The organism is Achromobacter aloeverae, assembly GCF_004121055.1.
GTDB lineage: Bacteria > Pseudomonadota > Gammaproteobacteria > Burkholderiales > Burkholderiaceae_B > Bordetella_C > Bordetella_C aloeverae.
On record NZ_PYAL01000002.1, the window covers coordinates 179,792 to 192,958 of the forward strand.

A 13,167-nucleotide genomic window follows, 5' to 3' on the forward strand; every position below is an offset into this window, starting at 1 on the left:
TTCTTCCCTCCCTGATCAAGCAGCATGGCTACCACTACTCTAGGCGTCAAGGTCGACGACGCATTGCGCGACCGTTTGAAGAATGCCGCGGCAAAACTCAATTGCACGCCGCACTGGCTGCACAAGCAGGCCATCGTGTCGTATCTGGACCGCATCGAGCGCGGGCAGCTGCCGGTGGAGATTTCGCATTACAGCGAGGGCGGCCATGCCGGCGTGGAGGACGCCGATCCGCCCGCGCAGGCACAGGTGCCGCCGTTCTTCGAGTTCGGCCAGGATGTCCAGCCGCAATCCGTGCTGCGCGCCGCCATCACGGCTGCCTACCGGCGTCCGGAACCCGAGTGCGTGGCCCTGCTGCTGGGCCAGGCGCGCGTGGCCCATCCCGAGAAAGTCCATGCCATGGCGGCTGGCCTGGTCAAGGCGCTGCGCGGCAAGCGCAGCGGCGGCGGCGTCGAGGGCTTGATCCAGGAGTTCTCGCTGTCCAGCCAGGAAGGCGTGGCGCTGATGTGCCTGGCCGAGGCGCTGCTGCGCATCCCGGATCGCGCCACGCGCGACGCCCTGATCCGCGACAAGATCGCGCGCGGCGACTGGAAGTCGCACATGGGCGGCTCGCCGTCCATGTTCGTCAACGCCGCGACGTGGGGGCTGATGCTCACCGGCAAGCTGGTCGCGGTCAACAGCGAGCAGTCGCTGTCGCGCGCCGTGACGCGCCTGATCGGCAAGGGCGGCGAACCGCTGATCCGCAAGGGCGTGAACATGGCCATGCGCATGATGGGCGAGCAGTTCGTGTCGGGCCAGAGCATTTCCGAAGCGCTGGCGAACAACCGCAAGATGGAAGCCAAGGGCTACGGCTATTCCTATGACATGCTGGGCGAGGCGGCCACCACGTCGGCCGACGCCGACCGCTACTATGCCTCGTATGAGCAGGCCATCCACGCCATCGGCAAGGCATCGGCCGGCCGCGGCATCTACCAGGGCCCCGGCATTTCCATCAAGCTGTCGGCGCTGCATCCCCGCTATTCGCGCGCGCAGCGCGACCGGGTGATGAACGAACTGCTGCCGCGCGTGCTGCAATTGACCCGCCTGGCGCGCGGCTACGACATCGGCCTGAACATCGACGCCGAGGAGGCCGATCGGCTGGAAATCTCGCTGGACCTGCTGGAAGCGCTGTGCTTCGATCCCGAGCTGGAAGGCTGGAACGGCATAGGCTTCGTCATCCAGGCTTACCAGAAGCGGGCGCCCTTCGTGATCGACTACGTCATCGACCTGGCGCGCCGCAGCCGCCATCGCCTGATGATCCGCCTGGTCAAGGGCGCCTACTGGGACAGCGAGATCAAGCGCGCCCAGGTCGACGGCCTGGAGGGCTACCCGGTCTACACCCGCAAGGTGTACACCGATGTGTCCTACCTGGCCTGCGCCCGCAAGCTGCTGGGCGCGCCGGAGGCGGTGTTCCCGCAGTTCGCCACTCACAATGCCTACACGCTGTCGGCGATCTACCAGATGGCCGGCCAGAACTACTATCCCGGCCAGTATGAGTTCCAGTGCCTGCATGGCATGGGCGAATCCCTCTACGACGAGGTGGTCGGGCCGGCGGGGCAGGGCAAGCTGAATCGCCCCTGCCGTATCTACGCACCGGTCGGCACGCACGAGACCTTGCTAGCCTACCTGGTGCGCCGCCTGCTGGAGAACGGCGCCAACACGTCCTTCGTCAACCGCATCGGCGACGACAGCGTGTCCATCGACGAACTGGTCGAAGACCCGGTCGAGGCCGCCCAGGCCATCGTGCCGCTGGGCGCGCCGCACGAGAAAATCCCCTTGCCGCGCGAGTTGTACGGCGCGGCGGGCAGCGGCGCGCGACTGAATTCGCAAGGCCTGGACCTGAGCAATGAACATCGCCTGGCGTCCCTGTCGGCCGCCTTGCTGGCCAGCACGGCCGCGCCGTGGCGCGCCGCGCCCACGGTAGGCGAGCGCCTGGCCTGGGACGACGAGCGCGCGCAGCCGGTGCGCAATCCCGCCGACCTGCGCGATGTGGTGGGCCAGGTGGTCGAGGCGGCGGACGCCGATGTCGAGGACGCGCTGCGCCACGCCGTGGCGGGCGCGCCGATCTGGCAGTCCACGCCCGTGCCGGAGCGCGCGCAATGCCTGCGCCGCGCCGCCCAGCTGTTCGAGGAGCAGATGCAGACGCTGCTGGGGCTGATCGTGCGCGAGGCCGGAAAATCCTTGCCCAACGCCATCGCGGAAGTGCGCGAGGCGGTCGACTTCCTGCGCTACTACGCCGACCAGGCCGAGCGCGAGTTCGACAACCATACGCATCGTCCGCTGGGGCCGGTGCTGTGCATCAGCCCCTGGAATTTCCCCTTGGCGATTTTCACGGGCCAGGTGGCCGCGGCGCTGGCGGCGGGCAACACCGTGCTGGCCAAGCCGGCCGAGCAGACACCGCTGATCGCCGCGCAGGCCGTGGCCATGTTGCGCGCGGCCGGCGTGCCGGCCGATGCCGTGCAACTGCTGCCCGGTCGCGGCGAGACCGTGGGGGCCGCGCTGGTGGCGAATCCCGCCGTCAAGGGCGTGATGTTCACGGGTTCGACCGAGGTGGCGCGCCTGATCGCCCGCAACCTCTCCGAGCGCCTGGACGATGCGGGGCACCCCATTCCGCTGATCGCCGAGACCGGCGGCCAGAACGCCATGATCGTCGATTCCTCGGCCCTGGCCGAACAGGTGGTGTTCGACGTACTGACCTCGGCCTTCGATTCCGCCGGACAGCGCTGCTCGGCCTTGCGCGTGCTGTGCCTGCAGGAAGATAGCGCGGACCACGTGCTGCACATGCTGCGTGGCGCGATGGAGGAGTTGCGGGTGGGCAATCCCGATCACCTGTCGACGGACGTCGGGCCGGTCATCGATGCCGAGGCGCGTGACAATATCCAGCGCCACGTCGACGCCATGCGGGCGGCCGGCAAGCCGGTGACGCAAACCACGCCGCTGGCGGCGGCGCGCCATGGCACGTTCGTGCCGCCCACGCTGATCGAGATCGGCAGCGTGCGTGAGCTCAAGCGCGAGGTCTTCGGGCCCGTGCTGCACGTGGTGCGCTACAAGCGCGACCAGCTGGATGCCCTGCTGGACGAAATCAACGGCAGCGGCTACGGCCTGACCTTCGGCGTGCATACCCGCATCGACGAAACCATCGCCCATGTCACCAGCCGCATCCATGCGGGCAATATGTACGTCAACCGCAATATCGTGGGCGCGGTGGTGGGCGTGCAGCCCTTCGGCGGCGAGGGCCTGTCGGGCACCGGTCCCAAGGCGGGCGGCCCGCTGTATATGTACCGCCTGTTGTCGGTGCGCCCGAGAGGGCTGCCGGCGTCGCTCAACGGCGGCAGCCTGCCGCTGTCGGTGGCCCTGCCGGGGCCGACGGGCGAGTCCAATACCTACCGCCTGGAGCCGCGCGGCACGGTCCTGTGCATGGCGGCGACCGAGGCCGGCGCGCAGGCGCAATTGGCGGTGGCGCGAGCCAGCGGCAACCGTGTCCTCTTCGTCGACAACGCCGCCGCCCGCGGCGCGAGGGACGGGCTGGATGCCGGGCGGCGCGCCAACGTCGCCCTGGTGGCCGACGCGGACCTGGAGCAGGCCGATTTCCAGGCTGCCTTGTTCGAGGGGGATGGCGACGCCTTGCTGGTGTTCCAGCGCCGTATCGCCGCGCGCGATGGCGCCATCGTGCCGGTGCAAGGCCTGACCACCGAAGCGCTGGGGCAGGGCGAGCAGTATGTGCAGGACCGGCTGCTGGCCGAACGTTCGATCAGCGTGAACACGGCGGCCGCGGGGGGCAACGCCAACCTGATGACGATCGGGTGACCAAAGCGAGGTGACCAAAGCGGGGTGACAACAGCGGGGTGACAACAGCGGGGTGAGAGGGAAACGGTAACGGACGGCAACGTGACAAGCGGACGGACATGGGATGACAATGAGGACCCTCACAGGCATTGGAGTTCATGACATGGCCGCTTTGCGCGCTCGCCGCTCGTTCCTGATCACCGCTGGCGCGATCGCGCCAGCCCTGCTGGGGCTGCCGCGATTGGCGGGCGCGGCGGCGCAGTGCGGCGCCGGCGTCGTGGTCGGAATGCCGGCGGGCCCGCGCCAGGCCTTGCTGCACGAGGTCCTCGATCCCTTGCTGGCTCCGGCCGGCCTGGTCCCCGCGTACCAGACGGCCAGCGCGCTGGCGCAGCGCACGCGCATCCGCGCGGAGATGGGCGCGCGGCATCCCTCGCTGGACCTGGTGGTGTTGCGCGATCGCGATCTGCATGCGATCCGGGCCGAAGGCGGCCTGGCGCCCGTCGACGCCCAGGCGGTGCCCCGCAGCGCCCAGCTGCTGCCGCCGTTCAAGTCCTTGCCTGCGCTGGTCCATGCCTGGACCGGACTGGTGCTGGTCTATGACAAGAGCAAGTTCAAGACGCCGCCGGATAGCCTGGCGGCGCTGCTGGCGCCCGCGGTCCAGGAAGGCGGTGACAAGGACGCGAAGGAAAGGCAGGAACGGGAAAGGCAGGAACGGGAAAAGCTAGGCGTCATCGGCCTGCTCGACGGCATGGCCGGCGCGCTGGCCGTGGCCGGTTCGCTGGCGGCGGGCAAGGGGGCGGCGGATCTCGATGCCGGGCGCGCCTGGTTGACGGCCCTGCATGAACAAGGCGCGCGCGCCTATGCCGATGACGCCGCGCTGGCGCAGGCCTTCCGCCAGGGACGGGTGCGCGCCGCGCTGGCGTGGCGGTCCACCGTGCTGCAATGGAAGAAGGACGGCCTGACCCTGGATACAGTGGTGCCGCGCGAAGGGCTGGTGCCGACGTTGTTCCAGGCCGCGCCGGTCGCCGCCGGCCCCGACCGCGCCTGCGCCGCGGCTTACCTGAATGCCTTGCTCGATCCCAAGGTGCAGCAGGCCTGCGCCGACCGCCTGTATCTGGCGCCTGCCGTCGACGATGCCGCGCTGCCGCCCGAGACCCAGGCGGCGGCCTTCACGCCCGAGGAAGTCGCGCGGGTGGTGTCCCGCGATATGGACTTGCTGGCACGCGCCGAGACCGACCTGGAGACGTTCTGGCGCACCACGTTTCATGCCCCGCCTGCGTGATGACCAGGGGCGCGGAGCGAGTAGGAAGTCGTATCCGATAGACCGTGGGCCGGCCCGCCAACCGCGGGGCGGGGCCGCGGATCCCGATGCCGGCCGCCGCCGGCGCCAACCGCGCTTGCTCCGCAGGCGCTCCCTTGTGCCGAAGGAATCGCCATGTCTGCCGATCAGCCTTACGCCAGCGCCGAAGTGGGCGAGGAATTACGGGAACTCAATGCCGCCAAGGGGTGGCACCCCGCCGTCGCGGCCACGTCGCGCGATCGCGGCGAGGGGCCTTACGACCGCCTGGTGCTGCGCGGCGCCACCGTCATCGACGGCACCGGCGCGCCGCCGTGGGGGCCCGTGGACATCGTCGTCGAGCGGGACCGCATCGTGGCCCTGGTCAATGTGGGCACGCCATTGAAGGAAATCAATCCGGCGCGGCGACCCGGGCCGGGCGACCACGAGATCGATTGCCACGGCAAGTACGTCACGCCGGGGTTCGTCGATGCGCACGCCCACATCGGCACGCCGTATCACTCGATGAGCGGCATCGTGCCGCCGGCCGACTACATCTACAAGCTGTGGCTGGCGCACGGCGTGACTACCATACGGGAGATGGGCTCCATCAACGGCCTGGGATGGAACCTGCAGCAGAAGGAAGCCGCCGAGAAGAATGAAATCGCCGCGCCGCGCATCCTGGCGCATGCCTATTTCCCGGCGGTCAACGATCGGGTCAAGACCATCCATACGCCGCAGCAGGCGCGCGAGTGGGTGCGCAAGATCAAGGCGCGCGGCGCCGACGGCATCAAGTTCTTCGGCGCGCCGCCGGCCATCATGCAGGCCGCGCTGGACGAGGCCCGCATCGAGGGCCTGCGCTCCGGCTGCCATCATGCGCAGATGGCCGTGACGCGGGTCAATGCCCTGAAGTCGGCGCAATGGGGGCTGACGAGTTCGGAGCATTACTACGGCCTGCCGGAGGCCTTGTTCGAGAACCGCGTGGTGCAGGATTTCCCCACGGACTACAACTACGGCGACGAGTACTTCCGCTTCGCCCTGGCGGGACAGACCTTCATGCAGGCCGCCCAGCCCGGCAGCGCCAAGTGGCGCGAGGTCATGGATGCCTTCCTGGAGGTGGGCCACACGTTCGTGCCCACCTTCAATATCTACGACGCCAATCGCGACCTGATGCGCGCCCGGCGCGCCGACTGGCACGACGACTACACCTGGAAGGCCATCTGGAAATACTTCCAGCCGCAGCGCGGCGGCCACGGCGCGTACTGGTACCGCTGGAGCACCGCCAACGAAATCGAGTGGAAGCAGAACTATCGGCTGTGGATGCAGTTCGTCAACGAGTACAAGAACCGGGGCGGCCGCGTATGCGCCGGCAGCGACTCGGGGTTCATCTTCCAGATCTACGGTTTCGGTTTCATCCGCGAGCTGGAGCTATTGCAGGAAGCCGGTTTCCATCCCCTGGAGGTGTTGCGCGCGGCGACGTCGCAGAGCGCCGCCTTGCTGGGCCTGGAGGACGATACGGGCGTGGTGGACCTGGACCGGCGCGCCGACCTGCTGGTGCATGACCGCAATCCGCTGGAGGACTTCAAGCTGCTTTACGGTACCGGGGCGATGCGCCTGAACGACGACACCGGCAAGGTCGAATGGCACCGCGCGCTGCGCTACACCATCAAGGCCGGGGTGGTGTACGACACCGAGCAACTGCTGGCCGACGTGCGCGAGCTGGTGCGCGGCAGCTGGGACGGCGATTCCGAGGGGCCGCCGCATGCACGCTGACTGGTCGGGCGAGGCGGCGGCGCCGGTCGACCTGATCGTCCTGTCGGGCTTCCTGGGCAGCGGCAAGACGACGCTGCTGCTGCAATATCTCAACGACGCCGGCACGGTCGATACAGGCGTCATCGTCAACGAGGTGGGCGAGATCGGGGTGGACGGCGTCATCGTCGCCGACGGCAGCGACGCCGTGCCGATGACCCTGCTCGCCAACGGCTGCGTCTGCTGCGCGATGCGCAGCAGCCTGGTCGATACCGTGGCCGCCTTGCTGGATGCGCCGCGTCCGGCGGGGCGCGGTCCCTTGCGCCGCATCATCCTCGAAACCAGCGGCGTGTCGCGGCCGGGGCCCATCATCGCGGCTTTGGCGGACCCCGAACTGGCGCGGCGCCGGCTGCGGGTGGCCGTCGTCAGCACGTACGACTGCGTCACCGGGGCGTTGCAGGCCGGGCGGTTCGACGAGGCCAGCGCGCAACTGGCCGCGGCGCAACGCATCGTGTTGACCAAGCGCGACCTGGCGGAGAACCGGGATGTCGCGCGGCACTGGGCGGCGCTGGCCGGGATCAACCCGCTAGCGGAGCTCATCGATGAAGAAGATAGGAGGCAGGCCGCAAGGCGGGCCTTCGAGGACACGGCGCCCGCGGGTGATGGCGGCGTGGCGCAAGCCCTGGCCGCGCTCCGCGCGACCGGGCGGATGCCTTTGGACGCCGGGGCCCTGCCGTCGCTGGCCCAGGCCGTGGGGCGCCGCTCGCCGCCCGGGTTCGACACGGCAGGCCATGCACGCGATGGCAGGGAAATGCCTGGGCAGGATGCCGGTGCGGCGCGCATCGACCATCCCCGCGTCCATGTGCTGACCGCGGCGTTGGCGGAGGGGGCGGGGTGGGAGGCGCTGGCGCTGTGGCTGGATGACCTATCCGCTTTTTGCGGCGAGCGGCTCTTGCGGGTCAAGGCGGTCTTGCGGGTCAGCGATTGCGACGATCCCATCCTGATCCAGAGCGTGGGCACGACCTTCAGCGCCCCCCGCCGGCTGCGCGCGGCCGAGGCGGCGGACAATCTTTTCGTCATCATCACGCGCGACCTGGACGCCGATGCGATCAATGGCATGGCGGCGAACGGGGCCGTGTCCGTGCAGGCGCCGCGTGGACAGCGGAAGCCGTCCTTGGCGGTTGGCGCTTGAATGCCTGCGCCTGAAAGCCTGGCGGTTGAATGCCTGGCGGCTGAGGCGACGCTGTGCCTTTTGATGGATCGCGGTTGCTGGGCCCTGCTGCCCTGCGACGCCGCGGCCCTGCGGCGTCGCCGCCGTGCCGCCGCGCGGCGGCGGCCGCGCCGGGCCACCCGCCTTGCGGGTTATCTCCTATTCAGGCGCGGTCGCCGGCCATCCACAATGGGTCGCGGCCGCGCGGCATGGGCGGTTGCGACCCATTGTGGGCGGCCCGCCGGACCTTGCGCGCCAGGCCCACGCTTCAGCGCCCGACTCGCGGGGGGCGGAGCGCGATCACCGTTCATCGAAGGAGTCTGGGCATGCAAGCATGGCATCGCAATCGGCGTACTTTCTTGAAATCGGCAGCGGGACTGGCGCTGGCGCCGGCCTTGCCCCTGGCATCTCGCACGGCGCACGCCGCCGGCGGCGACGTGGTGGTCGGCACCTGGGGCGGCGACTACCAGAATTTCCTCCAGCAGTTCATCGGTCCCACGGCCAAGCAGCTGGGGCTGGACGTGGTGTTCGACACCGGCAACGCGGTGCCGCGCATGACCAAGCTGAAGGCGGAAAAGAATTCGCGGCGCGGGTCCATGGACGTGGCCCTGCTGGGCGACCTGGACATGTACGACGTCGCGCGCAGCGAGTGCCTGCACGACGTGTCGGCCAAGCAGGTGCCCAACCTCGCCAACGTGCATGAGCAGTTCAGGACGCCGTATTCGATACCGCATATCTTCAGCGCCATGGTGCTGGTCTACAACAAGGAAAAGTTCAAGGCCGCGCCCGACAGTTGCAACATCGCGCTCGATCCTGCGTACAAGGGCCGCACCGGGTTTTCGGACATTCTCTTCAACTTCAACGGCATCTTCGTCGGCCTGGCGGCGGGGGGCGGCACCAACAGCTTCGAACCCGGCAAGAAATTCCTCTCGGAACTGGTGAAGAACCAGCCCCGTGTCTACCCCTCCAACGAGGCGGTGGCGGCGGCGTTCAAGTCCGGCGAGATCTGGATGGCCTGCATGTGGAAGGCGCGCGCCTTGCAATGGCGCGATGCGGGCTTGCCGCTGGAATTCGTGATTCCCAAGGAGGGGGCGATTCCCGTCACCTTCGAGGGCGGGCTGGCGCGCAACAGCCGCAATGCCGAGAACGGCTGGAAATATCTCAACGCGATGCTGGATCCTTCGGGCCAGTTGCAGTTCGCCAAGGCCATGGGCTATGCGCCGACGGTACGCAACGCGCAACTGCCGCCGGACCTCCAGGCCCGCGTCGGCTTTACCGACGACGAGATCAAGCGCATCCATAAGTACGACCTGAAGGCGCTGGTCGATAGCAAGAACGATTTCCTGGATTACTGGAACAAGGAATTCAAGGCCAGGATCTGAGCGCTGTCGGGTCGCGCCCCGCCGCGCCGTGCCGGGCGGGGGCGGCCGCCAACGACGGCCTTTTCGGTTCCTGGCTGGCTCGCGCCGGCCGGGACGGCATCATTTCGCCCAGCTGCGCCGTTTCTATCAGATTGCTTTTGAGTAACTGACAATATCCTGTCAAATTTCGCCGTCATCATGCATGGCTTTCAACCCCCATTCAGGAACGGAGAAGCCGCATGTCCCACACCACCGACGCCGCCAAGGCGGTCTGTACCAAGCCTTCGCGTATCAGCCCGAAACCGGGCCAGACCCTGGACGAGGTCCTGGCCGCCGACCCGGCGCGCCGCACCTGGCTCAAGTCCGGCTTCGGCATGGCGGCCCTGTCGGTCTTCGGCGCCACGTCGCTCACGGCCTGCGGCGGCGACAATGATGACGACGACGATACGCCGGTCGAGGACACCCCGCCGTCGACGGAACCGACGAATCCTCCCACCGAGACGCCCCGCGAGCCGGGGCTCGATCCCAGCAAGGATTACGCCATCCGCTTCCAGCCCGTGGCGCGCACCACCGCGGACACGGTGACCGTGCCGGCGGGCTACCAGGTGCAGGTGCTGTTCTCCACGGGCGACGCCGTGGAAGCCGGCTCGACCGCCTGGACCGAGGGCGCCTTCCCGGCCTGGGACGTGACCGACAAGCGCGCCGGCGGCGATAACGACGGGATGCACTACTTCGCCTTGCCCGGCGTGGACCCGCAGCAGGGAGGCCTGTTGGCCATCAACCACGAGCAGGTGGACATGCGGGTGTATTTCCCGTCCGGCACCTTTACCGGTTCCTTCAACGAAGCCACCGCCACGCTGGACCAGAAGCGCCTGGCGCTGTCGTCCGTCGGGGTCTCGGTCATCGAGGTGACGCAGGCCAACGGCACGTGGAGCGTCAAGCACGACTCGACCTACAACCGCCGCTATACCGGCAATAGCGCCTATGGCGTGGGCGGCCCCGCGCGCAGCCGCCTGGGCGCCACCATCATCGGCACCTTGAACAACTGCTCCAGCGGCGCCACCCCGTGGGGCACGTACCTGACCTGCGAGGAGACCACCAGCAATTATTTCGACAGCAGCCAGCCGGACGTCAACTACGGCTGGGTGGTGGAGCTGGACCCGCAGGGCGAGCTCCTGGCGCAAGGCGTCAAGCGCACCGCCATGGGCCGCTTCGCGCACGAGAACGTCGCGTACCTGGTCGGCGAGGACAATCGCGTCGCGTTCTACATGGGTGACGACACGACGCCGGGCTGCATCTACAAGTTCGTGCCGACGCGCGCCTACGATCCCGTCAATCGCGCGGCCAACGTCAACCTGCTGGATGACGGCACGCTTTATGTCGCGCAATTCAACGCGGGCGGCGGCGGCGTGTGGATTCCCCTGGTGCAAGGCAATGCGGGGCTGACGGCAGCCGACGGTTTCGCCACGCAAGCAGACGTGCTGATCGAATGCCAGGACGCCGCGGTGTCGGTGGGCGGCACGGTGATGGATCGTCCCGAGTGGATCACGGTGGGGCCGAACAAGGACATCTTCGTGACCCTGACCAACAACAGCGGCCGGGGCACCAATGCGCCCGTCGACGCGGCCAATCCGCGCGCGGAGAATCATCATGGCCACATCATCCGCTGGAACGAGGCCGGCAATTCGCCCCTGGCCACCACGTTCACGTGGAGCATCTTCCTGCTGGCCGGCGATCCCACGCAGGCCGCGACGCTGAACAAGCCCAACCTGGCCGGCAACATCAATGGCGACGCCTTCAGCAGCCCGGACGGCCTGCGCCTGGATCCGGCCGGCCGCCTGTGGGTGGAGACGGACATGAACCTCGGCTCGACCGCGACGCCCACGGTATTCGGCAACAATGGCATGTACTGCATCGACCCCGCCACCGGCGTGTCCAAGCGCTTCCTGGTCGGACCGGTGGGCTGCGAAATCACCGGCATCGCCTATACGCCGGACCTGACGACCTTTTTCGTCAATATCCAGCATCCCACCCAGGCATGGCCGGAGGCGGGCCGCACGCCGCGCTCGTCGACCATCGTGATCCGCCGGGCGGACAACCAGCCGGTGGGGGCGTAGGGTCCCGACACGGTGCGGCTGACGCCGCTTGCCGCACCCGAGAGGAGCGCTTTTATCTTGGTGGCGGCCGGCGGTGAAAAGGCCAGCGGCGCTGTGAGGCGCCGCTGGCCTTTTGTCGTCGGGCTCGCGATATAGGCCTTACATGGCTGGCATTACATGGCTTGCAACACCAGCAGGTAGCCGTCCAGGGCGATGATGCCCACCGTCGCCAGGATCGCCAGTACCGCCCACGTGCCACGCATCGTGTAGCTGCCCATCACGTCGCGGCGCATGGCCAGCCAGACCAGCGGCACCAGGGCGAAGGGCAGGGCAAGGCTCAGCACCACCTGGCTGAGCACCAGCAGTTCGTCCGGGTCCTGGCCGCCGGTGGCGATCAGCAGGGCGATGGCCACGCTGCCGGCCACCAGGCGGGTGAACAGGGCGCGCTTGCGGTCCGACCACTTGCTGGCGCGAAAACCGTTGGCCAGCACCCGCCCGGCCAGCACGCCGGTGATGGTGGAACTCTGGCCGGCGGCATACAAGGCCACCGCGAACACCACGGCGGCGCCCACGCCCAGCGTCTTGCCGATGACGGCGTGCGCTTCGTCCAGGCTGGTCACGGGCAGCGGGCCGCCCGACAGCGAAGCCGCGGCGACGATGATGATGGCGGCATTGATCAGCGTGGCGATGCCCAGGGAAAAAATCGTGTCGTTGCGCGCGATGCGCATGGCCAGGCCGCGGGCCTCGCGCGGCACTTCGCGGGCCCGGTGCGCCAGCGATCCGGAATGCAGATAGAGGTTGTGCGGCATCAGGGTGGCGCCCAGGATGCCCAGCGCGATAAGAAAGCCGGCGGGATCGCGCAAGGCGCGCGCCGGGGTCACCGTACCGTGCGCCACGGCCGACCAGTCGGGCTGGACCTTGAACAGCAGGAAGATGAAGGACACCGATACGATGGACAGCAGCACGGCGATGATGCGTTCGTGCCGGTCGGCATTGCCGCGCGCCACGGCCAGCACGGCGAAGGTGCCCGCGGCCGTCACGCCCACGCCCGCCAGCAGCGGCAGGTTGAACAGCAGCCGCAGCGCGATGGCGCCGCCGATGAGTTCGGCCAGCGCGGTGGCGAGGATGGCGGCCTCGCCGGCCAGCCAGGACACGCGCGCCAGGGAACGGGGCAGGTGACGCACGGTCAGCGTGGCCAGGTCCTCGCCCGTGGCCAGCGCCAGGCGCGACACCAGCACCTGGAAACCCAGGGCCAGGAAGGCGGCGACGAACACCACCATCATCAGGTGGTAGCCGAAGCCGCTGCCGCCGGCGATGTCGGTGGCCCAGTTGCCCGGGTCTATGTAGCCGACGGCGACCAGCAGGCCGGACCCCACCAGTCGGCGCAGGCCCAGCGACACCTGCCTGTCATGGGCAGCCAGTGCTTTATTACCAGAGAGTGCCAGGATGAGTTTGGTCACGGATGCCGCCGGTTGTCATTCCCACGCCGCTCGCGTTCCCCGTCACCCGGGCGCTGCTGCATGAGAGGTCCGTGGCAAACCGCGCCAAGCGGACTGTTTTGAGAATGATTCCTATTGTGGGTGCTCCGGCGGAATCGGTCAACTAAATTGATACTTAGTGCGTGATTAATGAAACCTATCAGGCGTCCGGACT

7 protein-coding genes are annotated in these 13,167 nt (G+C 68.4%); 6 read left to right on the forward strand and 1 reads right to left on the reverse strand.

Annotated features, from left to right (window positions below; all coding sequences use genetic code 11):
- The first annotated feature begins 24 nt into the window (after window positions 1–24).
- From putA to C7R54_RS07735, 6 genes are all read left to right on the forward strand, one after another.
- Window positions 25–3,843, forward strand: coding sequence for a trifunctional transcriptional regulator/proline dehydrogenase/L-glutamate gamma-semialdehyde dehydrogenase (putA, locus tag C7R54_RS07710; protein WP_129149627.1), 3,819 nt, complete (start codon window positions 25–27; stop codon window positions 3,841–3,843).
- A 142-nt stretch (window positions 3,844–3,985) separates the two neighbouring features.
- Window positions 3,986–5,104 (forward strand): ABC transporter substrate-binding protein, encoded by a 1,119-nt coding sequence (locus tag C7R54_RS07715; protein WP_129149628.1) that lies wholly within the window; start codon window positions 3,986–3,988, stop codon window positions 5,102–5,104.
- Window positions 5,105–5,257: 153 nt separating this feature from the next.
- Window positions 5,258–6,871, forward strand: a complete 1,614-nt coding sequence (locus C7R54_RS07720; protein WP_129149629.1) for an amidohydrolase family protein — start codon at window positions 5,258–5,260, stop codon at window positions 6,869–6,871.
- On the forward strand, window positions 6,861–8,039 hold the full coding sequence (locus tag C7R54_RS07725) for a CobW family GTP-binding protein (protein WP_129149630.1): 1,179 nt from the start codon (window positions 6,861–6,863) through the stop codon (window positions 8,037–8,039). Before C7R54_RS07720 ends, C7R54_RS07725 begins: the two co-directional genes overlap by 11 nt.
- 344 nt (window positions 8,040–8,383) lie before the next feature.
- On the forward strand, window positions 8,384–9,439 hold the full coding sequence (locus tag C7R54_RS07730; protein ID WP_129149631.1) for an extracellular solute-binding protein: 1,056 nt from the start codon (window positions 8,384–8,386) through the stop codon (window positions 9,437–9,439).
- A gap of 218 nt (window positions 9,440–9,657) precedes the next feature.
- Window positions 9,658–11,535, forward strand: coding sequence for a PhoX family protein (locus tag C7R54_RS07735; RefSeq protein WP_129149632.1), 1,878 nt, complete (start codon window positions 9,658–9,660; stop codon window positions 11,533–11,535).
- Between the two features lie 152 nt (window positions 11,536–11,687).
- Here the strand turns inward: C7R54_RS07735 and C7R54_RS07740 are convergent, their stop codons facing one another.
- Window positions 11,688–12,974 (reverse strand): Nramp family divalent metal transporter, encoded by a 1,287-nt coding sequence (locus tag C7R54_RS07740; protein WP_129149633.1) that lies wholly within the window; start codon window positions 12,972–12,974, stop codon window positions 11,688–11,690.
- Between the last annotated feature and the right edge of the window lie 193 nt (window positions 12,975–13,167).